The sequence below is a fragment of the Paenibacillus sp. 2TAB26 genome, from assembly GCF_052115145.1.
Taxonomy (GTDB): domain Bacteria; phylum Bacillota; class Bacilli; order Paenibacillales; family Paenibacillaceae; genus Pristimantibacillus.
This window is the reverse complement of sequence record NZ_JBFRGC010000001.1, coordinates 1-16,287: the sequence shown is the minus strand read 5'-3', so window position 1 is coordinate 16,287 and position 16,287 is coordinate 1. Positions and strand designations below refer to the sequence as shown.

The 16,287-nt window shown below is 45.8% G+C and carries 13 protein-coding genes; 8 read left to right on the top strand and 5 right to left on the bottom strand.

All coding sequences use genetic code 11. The features are described from left to right. Positions 1 to 9: 9 nt before the first annotated feature. The 5 genes from AB4Z50_RS00065 to AB4Z50_RS00045 all read right to left on the bottom strand — a co-directional run bounded on the left by AB4Z50_RS00065 (position 10) and on the right by AB4Z50_RS00045 (position 6,485). Positions 10 to 1,407 carry a UDP-N-acetylmuramoyl-tripeptide--D-alanyl-D-alanine ligase gene (locus tag AB4Z50_RS00065; RefSeq protein ID WP_441874584.1) on the bottom strand — a complete coding sequence of 466 codons (1,398 nt, stop codon included), beginning with the start codon at positions 1,405 to 1,407 and terminating at the stop codon, positions 10 to 12. 138 nt (positions 1,408 to 1,545) lie between these two features. After that, positions 1,546 to 3,549 carry a GTP-binding protein gene (locus AB4Z50_RS00060; protein WP_441874583.1) on the bottom strand — a complete coding sequence of 668 codons (2,004 nt, stop codon included), beginning with the start codon at positions 3,547 to 3,549 and terminating at the stop codon, positions 1,546 to 1,548. A 130-nt stretch (positions 3,550 to 3,679) separates the two neighbouring features. Continuing rightward, complete coding sequence (locus AB4Z50_RS00055; RefSeq protein WP_441874582.1) at positions 3,680 to 4,213, bottom strand: YceI family protein; 534 nt, start codon at positions 4,211 to 4,213, stop codon at positions 3,680 to 3,682. 196 nt (positions 4,214 to 4,409) lie between these two features. After that, a complete protein-coding gene (locus AB4Z50_RS00050; RefSeq protein WP_339205531.1) occupies positions 4,410 to 5,813 on the bottom strand; it encodes an MATE family efflux transporter in 1,404 nt (467 codons plus the stop codon). A 453-nt stretch (positions 5,814 to 6,266) separates the two neighbouring features. Next, the gene (locus AB4Z50_RS00045; RefSeq protein ID WP_441874581.1) at positions 6,267 to 6,485 is read right to left on the bottom strand and encodes a hypothetical protein; all 219 of its coding nucleotides are present in this window, start codon (positions 6,483 to 6,485) and stop codon (positions 6,267 to 6,269) included. A 284-nt stretch (positions 6,486 to 6,769) separates the two neighbouring features. Between AB4Z50_RS00045 and AB4Z50_RS00040 the strand changes: the two genes are divergently transcribed. The 8 genes from AB4Z50_RS00040 (at position 6,770) to AB4Z50_RS00005 (ending at position 15,992) form a co-directional block, all read left to right on the top strand. Continuing rightward, entirely contained in the window at positions 6,770 to 7,531 is a 762-nt protein-coding gene (locus AB4Z50_RS00040) for a hypothetical protein (protein WP_441874580.1), read from the top strand. 138 nt (positions 7,532 to 7,669) lie between these two features. After that, positions 7,670 to 8,173 (top strand): hypothetical protein, encoded by a 504-nt coding sequence (locus AB4Z50_RS00035; RefSeq protein ID WP_339205534.1) that lies wholly within the window; start codon positions 7,670 to 7,672, stop codon positions 8,171 to 8,173. Between the two features lie 126 nt (positions 8,174 to 8,299). Then, positions 8,300 to 8,785 (top strand): hypothetical protein, encoded by a 486-nt coding sequence (locus tag AB4Z50_RS00030; protein ID WP_076266379.1) that lies wholly within the window; start codon positions 8,300 to 8,302, stop codon positions 8,783 to 8,785. A 167-nt stretch (positions 8,786 to 8,952) separates the two neighbouring features. Continuing rightward, entirely contained in the window at positions 8,953 to 11,220 is a 2,268-nt protein-coding gene (locus AB4Z50_RS00025; RefSeq protein ID WP_441874579.1) for a PAS domain S-box protein, read from the top strand. A 145-nt stretch (positions 11,221 to 11,365) separates the two neighbouring features. Beyond that, positions 11,366 to 12,961, top strand: coding sequence for a histidine kinase N-terminal 7TM domain-containing diguanylate cyclase (locus tag AB4Z50_RS00020; protein WP_441874578.1), 1,596 nt, complete (start codon positions 11,366 to 11,368; stop codon positions 12,959 to 12,961). Between the two features lie 36 nt (positions 12,962 to 12,997). Then, positions 12,998 to 14,365 carry a TrkH family potassium uptake protein gene (locus AB4Z50_RS00015; RefSeq protein WP_441874577.1) on the top strand — a complete coding sequence of 456 codons (1,368 nt, stop codon included), beginning with the start codon at positions 12,998 to 13,000 and terminating at the stop codon, positions 14,363 to 14,365. Positions 14,366 to 14,452: 87 nt separating this feature from the next. Then, positions 14,453 to 15,160, top strand: a complete 708-nt coding sequence (locus AB4Z50_RS00010; RefSeq protein ID WP_441874576.1) for a futalosine hydrolase — start codon at positions 14,453 to 14,455, stop codon at positions 15,158 to 15,160. A gap of 1 nt (position 15,161) precedes the next feature. Further along, on the top strand, positions 15,162 to 15,992 hold the full coding sequence (locus AB4Z50_RS00005; protein WP_441874575.1) for a 1,4-dihydroxy-6-naphthoate synthase: 831 nt from the start codon (positions 15,162 to 15,164) through the stop codon (positions 15,990 to 15,992). Positions 15,993 to 16,287: the final 295 nt, after the last annotated feature.

Below are 16,287 nucleotides of genomic sequence, written 5' to 3'. Positions count from 1 at the left end.
TCCTTCTGCCTATAGCTGCTTATCTTCTAGAAGGTGACAGACCTCTTCTAGCTTCAAACCGCGAGATCCTTTTACTAAAACAACATCATCTTTACTCAGGATTCGCATGCACTCTCCAGTTAAAGCTATTTTTGATGTGAAATGTTTGGCTTCTCCCTCAAAACCATTATCGAGAAGCGTATCCGAAATTATTTTGCTTATATGACCGTAAGTAAACACCGAGTGAATTTTTGATAAATCCACACTCCGGGCTACTTCTTCATGAAACGCTGCCTCGGCATCTCCTAGTTCGAGCATGTCCCCTAATATTAATACTTTTTTATGGAATCCCTCTAAGTTTTGAACCGTTTCAATGGCCGCCTGCATAGAAACAGGACTGGCATTCCAAGCATCGTTAATAATTAAGAAACCCTTGGCCGACCAAATCCGCTCCATTCTCATTCCTGAAATCTCTAAATTGCTCAGCCCTAATTGAATATGTTCTTCATCGATTTTAAAAAGGTTTGCAACAGCAATCGCGGCAATGGCATTGGCCACATTATGGCTACCAAGGAGCGGCAATCGGAATGGCATATGATATTGCTTTAATGTGAATAAGAGATCTGATTGCTTGTGCTCTATATTCAGAGGAAAATAATCGTTGGATGGAGATAGACCAAATCGAATGGTTGCTCCTGTCCACGGAAAGCCTCTCTCCTCCAGTCCCTTAACGAGCAGCGGCTCATCGCCATTAAACAGGAAATTCCCTTCAGAGTTTAGTCCCTCAATTATTTCCAACTTGGCCAAAGCGATTTGTTCTCTAGAACCTAGATTCGACAAGTGAGAAACGCCAATCATTGTAATTATAGCAACATCAGGCTTTGCAATTTCAGACAGAATTTTAATTTCACCTCTGTTGCTCATGCCCATTTCTAAAACAACGATTTCTGTATCATCTCTAACCTCTAATAAAGAGAGCGGAAGTCCGTACTCGCCATTGAGATTTCCACTTGTTTTCTGAACGTTAAACGTTGTACTCAATAAGGTATAGGCCATATCCTTAACCGTTGTTTTGCCATTACTGCCTGTTACAGCAATTACCTTGCAGTTTAATTGGCTTCGATACGCCATGGCGATGTTTTGCAGTGCTTTTAACGTATCTTCTACTATAATAATCGGTAAGCCTTCAGGTGGCGGGATATGATCTGCTTGCCATAAAGAAGCAACTGCCCCCTTTTCAAAAGCCTGCTTAACGTACTTGTGTCCATCGTCGATCCGTACGATTGGAATATACAAATTGCCAGGATGAATCGTTCTTGTATCAATGGATACGCCATGGACCTTTTGATCCAAGAATCCAAACAAGCTATCTTGCAACGCATAACCATCAGACATATTTATAATTTCTTCAAGGGAACGTATGATCATTAAAATCCTCCCTTTATCAGGTTTACACACTTGTATAGATACCCATATTTTACCTTAAATTAAATTACTTCGCTCGTATTTCCCTTCCGTTCCTAAATATATGCCCTGTGCTATATAAATGAACAAAAACGCTTGCGGCTATGAGCCGGCAAGCGCATTTCGAACAGCTAATATATATTTTGACTGATCCAGCGGATTGACACCTCGCCTTACCCGTTCCGCCTTTACATCAGGCGGACATTCGCGATACCCGGCGAAGAAGGTTGCAAGCGCACCTCTGCCCTTGGTTAGTGATCCAAATCTCGCAGGAAACTCAAGAGACGTAGCAACAGGAATGATCCCTTCAATTTCCATTCTCTCCTGCCTGACGACTGGCGTATCAAACTCGCCTCGCATTAGAATGAGCTCATTCATCAGCTTGCCGCCCGTCTCTTCTGGGGCAGAGAGGCGGAAGGAGAGCATTGGCTCCAGCAGCTTTACTCCAATACGCGACAAGCCATCCATAATGCCCATTGGGGTTGCGACTGCAAAATCTAGCGGATGCGTATGCCATACATGATGTTCACCCTCAACGAGAGTAACCTTTATATCCGTTACCTCCCAGCCAAAGAGCCCCTGCTGAAGCGCTTCGGGCACACTTCTTGCCACCTCGTTCTGATAGCGGTCAAGCAGCCGCTCTGATCGGACAACGGAGCTGAACGTTATCCCGCTCCCGCGCTCACCAGGCTCAATATGAAACCGCAGAATTGCCCAGCATGGCTTCGGCATCGTATAGGCAATGAAACCCTCGCCTGATTGAGCAGGCGTCTCTTTATAGATAACCGATGGCTGATCGAATTCAGCCTTTAAGCCGTACCGATTGTTCAGCACATGCGTCAGCACCTCAATCTGAATCGGCCCCATGACTTTCAGGTGCAGCTCGCGCTGCTCCTGCAGCCATTGCAAATCGAGCAGCGGATCTTCATCCGCAAGCTCATGCAGCGCCGCAACGACAGCCGGATATTCGGCTTCGTTGCTCCAGCGCACCTGTACCGTCAGCAGCGGAACAGCCATCCGCGTCTCACCGGGAACAAACTCAGCGCTGCCTATAATGTCGCCAATGCGCGCCTGAGTCCAACCGCAGACCGCTGCAATATCGCCTGCCGCGAGCAGCCCTACATCCTCGGCCTTTTGCCCATCGATTTTGCGAATCTGCGTAATTTTCTCTTCGATCTGCTGCGTCTCATTGCGGACGGAATCACGATTGCGAATCACCCCGCTGTACAGGCGGACATAGGCGATTCTACCCATCGCTGCATCGCGCTCGATACGGAAGACGACGCCCGACACCGGACCGTCTGAGACGATTTGAGGCGGCGGCAGCAGCGTAATCATTGCTTGCATGAGAGGCTCGATGCCTATCCCACGATTCGATGCGCCAAAAAGAATTGGAAATAATTCACCGCGCTGCGTAAGCGCAGGCAGCAGTTGATTCAGTTCTGCTTTGGGCAGTGTGCCGCTGTCCAAATATTGAACAAGCAGCGATTCATCTTGCTCTGCTACGGTCTCCTCCAGCTGCTGCAAATAAAGCTGCGCTTCCTCCGTCTCACTCTCTGCTATTCCCGAAACGAGCAGGCTAACTCCACCGCTGAAACTATCCTCGATACCAAGCGGAGCCTGAACTGGCGCTGCTTGATTGGATAACAAACGCTTAATTTGCTGGATCGTTCCTATTGGATCTGCACCGATTCGGTCCAGCTTGTTCACGTAAATAAGCGTTGGAATGTTTCGTTCGCGCAGCGCATGCCATATGACTTCTGTCTGTGCCTGCACACCCTCAACTGCCGACAGAATAAGCACCGCTCCATCCATGACGCGCAGTGAACGTTCGACCTCAGAGAGAAAATCGACGTGCCCCGGTGTATCGACCAGATTAATCGTTACTCCTTGCCAAGTAAAACGGGTTGCTGCTGCACGTACCGATATGCCTCTTGAGCGTTCCACTTCTAGAAAATCCGTCTGTGACGTGCCTGCATCCACGCTGCCAAGCGAACGAATGCGACCGCTATGGAATAAAATCTGCTCTGTTGTAGTCGTCTTCCCCGCATCAACGTGAGCAAATATTCCGATGTTCCTTATATGTGTTGAAGCATTTGGCTCCATATTGCATATCCCCTTACTCTCACTAGCTGTTCCTTTCCTTATCCTACCGCTGAAAGCGTTTTACAGCAACAAAAAACGACCCACCGGGCAAATGCCCGATGAGCCGTTAATAAATATGCTTCTTAATCCATTAGCCTTGATGAATCGCTTCAATATCAATTGAAATCTTCACTTCGTCGCCAATGAGCACGCCGCCCGTTTCAAGAGCAGCATTATACGTTAAGCCGTAGTCGCTGCGTTTCAGGCTGCCCGTCGCGCTAAAGCCTACTTTATCGTTGCCCCAAGGGTCTTTGCCTGCGCCTTCGAAGCTGACTGCAAATTTCTCGGAACGTGTGACGCCATGAAGGCTCACATCGCCAACAACGGAATATTCGCCGTCGTCTGTTTTTGTGATTGCCGTTGCAGTAAATACAAGCTTCGGAAACTTCTCGATATCAAAAAAATCATTGTTGCGCAAATGTGCGTCACGATCCTTGTTGCGTGTGTCCACGCTATCAAGATCAATCGTAAGCTGGATATCAGCTGAAGTCAGGTCATTCGCATCAGCGGAAATATTGGCTTCAAACGCATGAAAAGTACCTTTTACTTTTGCGATCATCATATGCTTTACCGAGAAATCGATGCTGCTGTGCGTGGAATCAACCGTCCATTGTGATTTTGCCATTTTAAAATTCCTCCAAATAAAATATTAACTTACTTTTTAAAACTTACTAACTTATATTATGTATATTTATATCTTATTGCGTAATCCTATTTATGTCAATTGTATTTACAAAAAAAAGACACCAGTGAAGTGGTTAAACTTCTCTGATGTCCATTATTCATTATGATTTGAGCGAGCAGCTTTGCCTTAGCTCATCTTAACCCTGCAAAACTGCGGATTTCTCCTTATTATCACGCTTAACGAGCCCATATTTCTCCCATTTTCTACTCTTCCATCGGAAAAACATAATAACGGCTCGCAGCCATTCATCTGCTGCAATCGCCAGCCAAATACCAGCGAGGCCCAGATCAAGCTGGAATACGAAGAAGTAGCCAAGCGGCAAGCTCATTGCGACCATAGAACCCATTCCGATATACAGAGGGTACTTTGCATCGCCTGATGCACGCAGTGAGTTGATAAGCACGATATTAATCGTACGGCCAGTCTCCAGCACGATGCTTAGCAGGAGCACATTTATGCCCAGCCGAACAATTTCCTCATCGTCCGTAAACATTCGCATGAGCGGCTCGCGGAACAAAATAACGAGCAACACGGCAAGCAAGGTTACGGCACTTGCCCAGCGCACGCTTTTCCATACTTGACGGTAGGCAATCGTTTGCTCGCCTGCACCGACCATCCTGCCTACGATAATCGCAGTACCCATGCCAATTGCGAAGGCAAACAGGTACGTAAACATCGAAATATTATTCGCATAGTTTTTCGCCGCCAAGGAGGCCGCGCCAAGATACGTAGCATAATACAAAAATACGATTTGGCATGCCTGATACATCACTTGCTCCAATGCAGACGGAATGCCGATTCTCAGTATTTTAAGGATATACTCCTTGGACAATGCAATATAATACTTGATTTCAATCCGTACTGACATAATCCGGTACAGCATCCAGAAGAAGACGATGAGCGCTAAACCACGGCTAATGACTGATGACAACGCCGCACCTTGAACTCCCATCTCCGGAAATCCGAATTTCCCGAAAATAAGCAAATAGTTTCCGATAATATGAACGATATTCATGCCAAGCGATACGAACATCGCTTCCTTTGTAAAACCGTGTACACGAATAATGGCAGATATCGAGTTGATGATAGCTTGAAGGAAAATCATGCCGCCTACAATGGCTAAATAGCTTTTCGCATGTTCAAGTATTTCACCTTGCAAATTTAACGTTTGCAGCAAATGTCCGCCGAACAACACGAACATAAGGCTTATAAAAATCCCGACTACTAGATTGAGCGAGATTGCGAGCGCTGATATTTTGGCAGCTTCTACATACTTGCGAGAACCGATATATTGCGCAACGACTATGGATGCCCCGTTGCCGATTACCTCTAATAGTAAGATTGCTATATGCAAATATTGATTTGATGCACCAACGCCGGATACCGCATTATCCGAAATTGCACTCAGCATCAGCGTATCTGCAATACCCATCAGCATAAACAAAAAGATTTCTAAAAATATGGGCCATGTCAGAAAAAATAAGCTTAAGCCCTTCTGATCCTTTTGCCCTGTTCCATTACCAGCCTCTGCTGTTGTCATGCTGTCACCTGCTTCTATTATAAAAAGTAAAACACAAGGTATCGTAGCATATAAAATAGCTTATTGCACGTTAGAATCGTACCTTTACATAAATAATTTTTTTGTATTTCTTCTACTAAAACAATCTTCCTATAATGCCGAGTCGTTACCTTTTTAGAAGCAGAAGATTCACAGTTAGAAAGAAAAATCAACTATTAAACATGTTATAATTAGTGTCTAATTTTATTCAACGATACAGTAACAAATAAGGAGTGTACTCATGAATTCAATATTGTTTATTGCAGCGTGGGCTATAGTTGGCATTTCTATTGGCGGTCTAATCGTGGTTTTTAAAAATAGATCTAAGAAATAAGTATAATCCAGCCTTTTTTACAATAAAAAAAGACTGTACTTGGGTCGCCAAAGCAACCTAAGAACAGTCTTTCTCTTTATAATATAAAATGATAGATATCATTATTGCTCTTCAGACTCTTCCTCAGCTTCTTCTTCCTCAGCTGACTCTTCTTCTGCTTCCTCAGAGGATTCTTCCTCCGTAGCTGCAGCAGCTTCTTCCACTTCTTCTTCCAGTTCAGCCTCAACAGCTTCTACTACTTCTTCAGCTGGAGCCTCTTCCGAAATCAGTTCAGCGGTTTCTTCCACGCCTTCTTGAACTACTTCTTCTTCTTGGCTCATGTTTATTCACCTCCTACTTCTTATTACCTTAATTGTAGCGCTTTCATAGAACTAAACAAGAGGTGTAAAATGTCGTTTCATAGGAACTATTTTCGCATTTTGTATTGTTCGATTCCATTTGCGTTTCTTCGACTTTTTTTCCCCGCCAGAGGTCTAGTACTTCGTTCCGACTTACGGCGGTTTTGCATAACAGATGAACTAGATAAGATGTATAACGACTAGTAAAATCGCTTCTATAATATAACTGTATATGGTGCTATCATTACTTTCAGGGGGCTCATTCCATGCATTATTTATTCATTTATTTTGAACTCGGCACGTTAATGCTCTTTGTCATTTTTTCATTAATAGTTGCTGCCAAAGCATCTAAACTGGCTTATAGCCAAACCGAGCAGCAGCTTAATTACAAAACACGCAAGCTGTTATTTTGGTCTGTTTGCTTAAGCTTCCTTACAGTGGGAATTGCTGGAGCAGATTTAATACTGGCTTCGATGACGCATCCTCAGTTTTGGACACATCGGCTGCTCATTCACACGCCGTTTGCCATCATTCCAGTGCTGCTCATTTGGCTTGGTTCATACCCAAAAATGCGCAGGCTCATACGGCGAACGAACGCCCGGACTGATAATGCTAATGATGTAGCACGGCGCCGCCAAGCATCCGATCCCGTACTTATTGTTCCCTTTCAGCTAGCACCGCTTTGCTCATTTGCCATGCTTTATTTTGCTTTTATTCCACCTCATTCATTCCGCTGGTCTTTCGTGACAATGACGACCACCTTCTTTTTGTTTATTGCTTGCATCGTCTGGATGCTTCAAACTCACCGCAACCAGCTTGCAGCGGAGGCACCACCTGTTTACCGCCCTTGGCTGCGCAAATTGCGCCATACTGGCGTTCTACTCGTTGTTTTAGCCATACTGGGCATTCCCTTTATGATGGCCTTTGAGGGCAATCGCCTGTCTGAGCGGCTAAGCATTATCCCCGACGGAATAGATGAAGCTTTTTCTCTGCATCCCTCGGAGCGCCAAATTGTCATCCAGCACTGACAACCCCTATGCAGAGGAGGAGTAAGTACTAGACTTTAGTCCAGCTAACCATTTTACCTACAGCAGGAGGACAGTTAATTTCAATGTATGCTATGCTGAATTCAGCTAATAAAACGTTGATTGGGGTGCAATAAAACAATGAAGCTAAAAACCATTAGCGGGTTTGTCCTCCTGCTGCTCGGAGCTGTGTTATTTCTAAACCAAGGCGAAGAATTTGGCCCAGGCAAAATATTTGCCTACTTCTGGCCATCGTTATTCGTCATACCCGTTGGGCTTTTCTTCCACTGGCTGTACTTCTCCATGATTGGCAGACGTGGATCAGGCCTATTAATTCCGGGAGGCATTTTGTTCACTGCAGGTGTCGTTTGTCAGATCGCTATGTTATTCAACAATTGGGGGTACATGTGGCCGGGCTTTATTCTCGCCGTTGCCATTGGCTTGTTCGAATTTTATTGGTTCGGCAATCGGAACAAATGGCTGCTTATTCCCATTAACATTTTGACTGTGTTGTCTATTCTCTTCTTCGCCGTCTTCTCCATTGGCTCCCTCTACAGCAAGTTTTTACTCAGTCAGCCGATCATTGCGATCATCCTTATTCTCTGCGGCGCTGTCATCCTGCTGACGAAGAAGAAAGACATCTAACATCTCCCTCCTATGGTATGGTATAATCACATGCATCGCGAACCTAAGCACATGCTTACGAAGTGGTTTGCTTCGCTTATGCTTACGAAGTGGTTTGCTGCGCAAACCTTTAGGAGGAAATAAAAGATGTTGTCTTTTGAACAAAAGCTTGCAATAATTGAAGGCTTTCCTGAATTAGAACGGAAGGATGTTTCTCTTGGCCGCACTAACTTCCATTACGAAGAAAGCGCACATGAGAAAAAGTCGGTCGTGCACCATCTGCATCCGAACGGAAACGGTTATGTTTTCGCTGGCTTAGTTAARGGTGTAGCAACCGATGACAAAGGCCTAGTCAACATTCGCGATTTCAACGAGGAAGAGCTTCGCTCGCTTATTGAGAAATCGATCCATTCTCTATCCATCGCACCGCCAGAGAAACCGGAATCGAAGAAAAAGAAAAAGCAAAAGGCACCGCAAGAAGAGCGCTGGATCGGACCGGACAATGCTGTGCTAACACTGCTGTTCGAAGAAGATCTTTGGTATCTATATGCCGACTTGAATCTGGAATCCGCTTTCGAGACCTACGAGGAAGCTGAGCAGTACTTAGAAGAAGAGCAATTCTCACGCGCCTAGCCGATACATGGCAACGAATGTTTGTTCATAGGTACCAAAATCCGTATTGCTTCATAAAAGGAGAAACGATTGCTGTTTCTCCTTTTTTCTGTGCGCCTAAACAGGATTTTTGTCATTCCGTGTCTAATTGTAAGTAGGAGCATCTTAGACCGTGGGAGGAATTATTTTTGTCAATTAAAGCTAAGCTATCCTTCTCCATATCCATAATAGTAGCTGTCATACTGACACTAAGCACCTTGCTCTATTACTACACAACAAAAACTGAAGCTGAGGCTAATCTAGAAGTTCAGTTTACTAATATTGCAAAGCAAATAAGCAGTACGGTCGAAGCGTCAGAGAACGCCCGCCAGTACATGGAGGACACACTTGGCGACAAGCTGCGCATTGCCTCTCTAGCGGCAAAGTCACAGCTGAATCCCGAAATTAAAAATGTAACAAATGAGCAGCTCGTAAAGCTTAGCGCTCAGCTTGGCGTCGATCATATTACATTATGGCAGCGCTTTGGAAACGATGTGGTTGCGAAACGTTCCTCAGACCCCAATGAAATTAATATGAGCTCAAAAACCTGGGATTACTGGCATGTTGCCTTTTTACAGCTTTTCGACAAACAAGAAGTAAACATTGTGCAAGGTCAGAAGCTCAAAAACTTCTGGTCAGGCCCGTTTAATTTCTCAACGTCGGATCCGTCCGAAATTCGCAAATGGGGCTATTACTATGACGGTTCAACAAACTATATCATCAATCCATACGTCAACGCTCAGGTGCTGCTTGATTTCGACTATACCATTGGGACAGATGCAATCGTTAACAAGATCATTGCCGATCAATCCGATATTCTAGAAGTTACCGGATTCGACCTTGCGTTTTACGGCAAGGACAAAATTATTAAATACAAACAAGGCATTCCCGTTTACAACCTCGACGTTCGAGCCATTCCGTTTGGCGACTATAACTATCAGGATCAATCAAACGATTTTTTAAATATTCAACAAGTCAATAAAACCGGTAAGAGCCTTACTGTCAAAAGAAACATCAACGGCGTTCCGGTTATCAAAAACTTTATCCCGATTAAGACGAACAAAAACTATGTGTTTAGCGTCGTTTTTGATCAGAAAGCGATTCAAAAGCCCGTTAATCAGCTGCTGGTTATGCAATTTGTCATTTCACTTGGACTCGTGCTTATTACGATGATTGCGAGCTATTTCATAGCCGGCTTCATGCTGCGCGGTCTCAATCAAGTTATACGTAAAGTAAACGCGATTGCTGCAGGAGATTTTGGGGAAGTCATTACGATTCGCAGCGAGGATGAATTAGGTTTGCTTGCCTCTCGTGTCGATACGATGGGCAATAATCTAAATCATTATACAACTCAGCTTAAAGCTGCTGCGGAAGAGCTGCAAAGCACGAAGCAGTATTTGGAATCATTCGTCAATCATACATCGGACGCCATTCATGTCACTGATTTGGAAGGCCATGTCATACAGGTCAATATCGCTTTTGAAAAAATGTACGGCTGGAGCCAAGAAGAAGCGCTTGGCATCACGCTTGATAACGTTCCGCGAGGCTACTTAAGCTCACACCAAGAGCTTGAGGCTACTGTACTGCGAGGCGGCTCTGTAACGGATTATGAAACTGTGCGTTACAGTAAATCCGGCAATCTCATCGATCTCAGCATTACGATTTCTCCTATTCGCGACGAGCTGGGCACCATTATTGCGATTGCCACTATATCTCGGAATATTACTTCACGCAAACAAACAGAAGAGATCATTAGGCGGTCTGAGAAGCTATCGGTCGTTGGGCAAATTGCTGCGGGCGTGGCGCATGAGGTTCGCAATCCGCTTACGACACTGCGTGGCTTTGTACAGCTGCACAAGCAGACCGGCTCGTTATCGCCAGCCCATCTTGAGATTATGCTTGGCGAGCTCGATCAGATTAATATGATCGTCAGCGAGTTTCTCGTATTCGCTAAGCCGCAGGCCACGATCTATCAGCCTGTGAATATCATCCGCCTCGTTGGCGATATTATGATGCTGCTCGATTCAGAGGCAAAGATGAGCAATGTGCAGCTTGCCCTGCTCGCGGAAGCCGAACTTCCTGAGGTGATTGGCGAGGCTAATCAGCTGAAGCAGGTTTTCGTAAATATTATGAAAAACGGCATTGAATCGATGACCAGCGGCGGCGTACTCTCTGTGAAGGTGGCGTGTGATGCTAATAAGGTAATCATCCTGCAATTTATCGATCAAGGCTGCGGAATTGCTGAGAGTGATTTGCTTCGCCTAGGAGAGCCTTTCTTTACGAATAAAACGAGCGGAAATGGTCTCGGCCTTATGGTAAGCCAACAGATTATCGCTGCGCATAAGGGCACCATTGTGTTCCACAGCGAGCTCGGCTCAGGCACCTGCGTTGAAATATCATTGCCAACGGACAGCTAGGATAACGACCTTGCTGTCCGGTTTTATATTATTTTGTAGAAAATTAAGCTACTATGGTAAAATGTGTCCGTAGCCTATTACCCATCCATAGTTTTATTTAATAAGTACGTATTATCATTCCGCTACATTGGGAGTCGCTTATGTCATGACTATGAATTCCCCTATGTCACAGTACATTATTATTGTCATTATTTCAGGCGTTCTTAGCGTGCTGCTTGCCATATATGCTTATTACAACAAGAATAAATTTTCAGGCATGAGCGTGTTTATGTGGATGACCGTTCTATCAGCCGTATACACCTTTGCTTTCGCATTTGAGCTTGCCAGCGATTCGCTTCAAGAAATCCGCTTTTGGTTAAACATTGAATATATAGGCATGCCCTTTATCGCTCCTTGCAGCCTCCTGCTCATCATGCACTATGTTGGGCTAAATAAATTCAATACGTTCAAAAAATCATGGGTCTTATTCGTTATTCCTGCCATAACGCTGCTCATGGTCACTACCAACGAATATCATAATCTCTTTTATAAAAACTTATATTTGCGGCCTCATGTTGCTACAACAGTGGTGGATGTAGTGCCTGGCATCTGGTATTACGTGCATGGCGGATACACTTTTGGATCTATGCTCGCCAGCTTGTTTATATTGGCGCGTCATTGGCAGAAGACAAAATCCATTTATCGCAAGCAAATGCTCACACTGGCAGTAGGCATTTCGCTCCCTATGTTAGGGGCACTTATGTATGTGCTTGGTCAAACTCCGCTTGGGATGGACCCTGTTCCGATTCTTATGTGTGTGACATCCATATTGTATGTCACATCCATATTCTCGACTGCGCTGCTGACCGTTGCGCCTATCGCGCGGGAACATATCTTTGAGAGCATGCGCGACGGCGTTCTGGTTCTTAATTTAGAAAATCAAATCATGGACTTTAATGGCGCAGCCACAACGATTATTCCTGCGCTTACTCCTTTAGCGATTGGCCAGAAGCTGGATCACATTTGGAAGCGCGGAGCCGAATCAGGCGCCTTTTCCTTCGGAATGGACGAAACCGGAGAGTACGAGCAGGAGTTCAAATGGATTCGAGGCGGGGAAACGTTCTACTACCGGATAAGAGCCTCCAACCTATTAAAGCCAAATGGCCAGCTTGCTGGCAGAACCATCGTGATGATCGATGTGACGGAATACACGCTGCTTCAGAATAAGCTGCGCCATCTCGCGGAAATTGATGGGCTTACTTCTATTTATAATCGAACCTTCTTTATGGAAAAAAGCAGACAGCTTCTTTCCTCTGCCCATCAAACGAAGCAGCCGCTTTCGTTTATTTTGTTTGATATCGATTATTTCAAACAAATCAACGACCGTTATGGGCATAGCTTAGGCGATTTTGCATTACAGCATGTCGTAATGATTTGCCAGCAAACGCTCCCGGCTGATGCCTTATTCGGACGTTATGGCGGAGAAGAGTTCGCTATAAGCTTGCCGAATACATCACTTGTACAAGCTGGTCAAATCGCTGAGCAGCTCCGTGCAGCCATTGCCGGAAATCCGCTCTACAGCGCGGCTAGAGCGATATCCATAACCGCTAGCTTCGGGGTCGCTGAGGCAAAATCCGCCGATGTTCCGCTTGAAGCGTTATTAAGTGAAGCAGACGTGGCACTCTACCAATCCAAGCATAGCGGAAGAAACGCTGTGCATTTATCCAATCAGGACCGTGTACATGCAAATCAACAAAAATAACCATACTAGCATGAAAGAGATAGGTGGGATGACTTCATGTTTAAATTTGCCGCCTTGCGCGACATTTTGCGTTTTCGGCCAAGTCCTCCGCAAGTGATGACCTTCGGCTTTATATTTCTTATATTGATTGGCGCCGAGCTCTTATCGCAGCCTATATCTTATTCGAATGACGTTTCGCTTTCTTATCTGGATGCTTTGTTTATGTCCACCAGCGCAATTTGCGTAACAGGACTTACTGTATTAAATCCCGGCACTCATTTTTCCACATTCGGTCAGGTTGTCATCATCGCATTAGCCCAAATCGGCGGATTAGGTTTTATGACGATGGCAACCTTATTTGCTTTGCTGTTTCGCAAGCGCATTTCGTTTCGGGAGCGGCTCGTGCTGCAAGAATCCATGAACTATGGTTCGACAGAAGGCATCGTACGCATGATTCGTAAAGTTCTACTCTACGCTCTAGTCATCGAGTTAACCGGAGCGGTACTGCTTAGCAGCTATTTCATGCTGGAAATGCCGGTCGGGAAGTCGATTTATTTTGGCATTTTCCATAGTATTTCTTTTTTCAACAATGCTGGCTTTGATTTGTTTTCCCAATTTCCCGAACGGGCAAGCAGTCTCATCCATTACGTGGAGGACCCGTTTGTAAATATCGTATCGATGCTGCTGATCTTTTTTGGCGGAATCGGGTTTATCGTCATATCAGAGCTCGTGAACTATCCAAAAAACAGAAAGCTCAGCTTACATAGCAAGGTTGTCTTGTCAGTTACCGGCCTTCTCACCGTAGTTGGCGCGATTGTTATTTTTGCCTTGGAGTTTTCCAATTCCAGTACGCTTCACCCGCTATCCGCAATCGGAAAAATTTTTGGCGCCTTGTTCCAATCGGTTACAGCTCGTTCAGCTGGTTTAAGTACGGTTGATCCCAGCATGCTGCGAGAGGTTACACAGTTTTTCATCATCCTGCTTATGTTTATCGGCGCGGGCCCCGGCTCAACGGGCGGCGGTATTCGTGTAACGACCTTCGCTATTCTCATTGGAGCAATCGTAGCGATGATGAGGGGAAAAGAAGATGTCGTCTTGTTCCGTTATCGCATTTCCAAAACCCAAATTCATCAAGCGATTATGTTCACCATGATTGCGTTCTCGATTATTTGCGGGGCGACCATGCTCCTCTCCATCACGGAGACAGGGTCTTTTCTTGCCATATTGTTTGAAGCGACCTCAGCCTACTGTACGGTGGGCATGTCAGCAGGACTAACGAGCCACTTGAGTGAAATCGGAAAAATTATTATTATTTTGCTTATGTTTGTCGGACGGCTAGGGCCTGTCACGTTGGCCTTTGCGCTTAACACACGTACCAAAAAAGAACTCTACCGCTACCCTGAAGGCAAGATCACGATTGGGTAAGCTCGCATTTGCATCGATAATCTAGTGAATGATACGATAGCTAAAGGCTAGTCGTTCCGGAAGGCTACTAAAGGAGTTAACGTCATCATGATTAAAAATTCACATAACGATTCGATACTGGAATCTCGTGAGGAATGGCGCCATAGCAGTAAACGAGTGCTGATCGTGACTGCGGTTGATGCCGAGCGCGATGCGGTTCTCCGTGGGCTAGATGGGTTAAACCGTGTCGACGTCATAACAGCTGGAGTAGGCGCAGCGTCGGCGGCAGCACGCACAGCGGCGTACTTAACTGCTGCAGCTGAATCCTACGATTTGGTCATAAGCGCAGGCATTGGCGGCGGTTTTGTCGGAAAAGCAGAGATAGGCTCATTAGTCGTTGCCGACCTCATTGTTGCTGCTGACCTAGGTGCCGAGACGCAGGATGGTTTCCTTAGCTTGGACGAGCTGGGGTTCGGATCAGCACGTATTGCTGTAAGCACGACTTGGAATGATCGTTTGTATGCTGCTATTCAATCAGCGGGCTTAATGGTGTGCAGCGGCGCTATTCTTACCGTTACAACAGCAACAGGTACGGCTGAGACCACTGCTGCGCTAAGCAAGCGAATCAGCGGTGCGTCTGCGGAAGGAATGGAAGGCCATGGCGTAGCAGTAGCTGCATCCGCAATTGGTATTCCAGTTACTGAAATTCGCGCGATATCCAATGCGGTTGGACCGCGGGATCGCTCCGCATGGCGCATTGGAGAAGCATTAGCCTCATTAGAAGCAGCTAGTAAAGCCATACGGGAGGTTTTTTAAAATGAATATCGCTTATTCACCCTGTCCAAATGATACTTTCGTTTTCCATGCTTGGGCGCACGGGCTTATTCCGGGTGCACCTGAGCTGGACGTTACCTATGCCGATATCGATATTACGAACAATTGGGCTGCAAAAGGCAAAGGGCCCGAAGTCATGAAAATATCTTACGCTGCACTCCCTTGGGTATTGGAAGATTATAAGCTTCTACCTTGTGGAGGCGCACTGGGCAGAGGCTGCGGACCGCTCGTATTAACTGCCGGAGAAATAAAAAGTGCTGCTGATCTAGCCGGCAAACGAGTAGCTGTACCAAGTGAGCGCTCAACCGCTTATCTCTTATTCCGATTATGGGCGGCTCAACATATTCCGAACGGGGATCTCGAAATTGTCGTTATGCCCTTCCACGAAATTATGCCTGCAGTTCGCGATGGCCAAATCGATGCGGGACTCGTTATTCATGAAGCCCGCTTCACTTATCCCACATATGGACTCAGCATGCTGACTGATCTAGGCAGCTGGTGGGAATCAGACACAGGCTTGCCTATTCCGCTTGGGGCCATCATCGCCAAGCGCTCATTGGACACAGATGCGATTACCAATTGGGTTCGCGAATCCGTTGAATATGCATGGGCTAATCCCGAGGAATCTCGCCCCTATATTATGATGCATGCGCAGGAGCTCTCGCCAGACGTTGCGCAGGCGCATATCGATTTATACGTCAATGAGTTTACTGGAAACCTTGGTGACGACGGGTATGCCGCGATAACTGCCCTGCTTGGCCGTGCTGCTGAAGAAGGGCTCGTCCCAAGCTTCGACTTGTCGCTGCTGCGCTAGCGCAAAGCTATTTAGAAACGAAGGCTTCGCAGCAGACCCGCTCCCATCTACACTGCATTTTCTTGCAATGTAGCGACTCATCTGCAGCCTGCTTGTGAGCTGCACTTTTTGCAGCAAAATGAACAACAAAACCCCCAATTCCGATGAAGTGCACCCCTTAGAATAGACATTGGAAAAACCCCTAGGTTATTCCGATGAAATTCTAGGGGGTGCATTTTTGTGGCGGTTAAAGGGCAAAAGTTTAAGCATTATGAAGATACAACGAAAGTGGAGGCAATCCGCTTACATGTTGAGA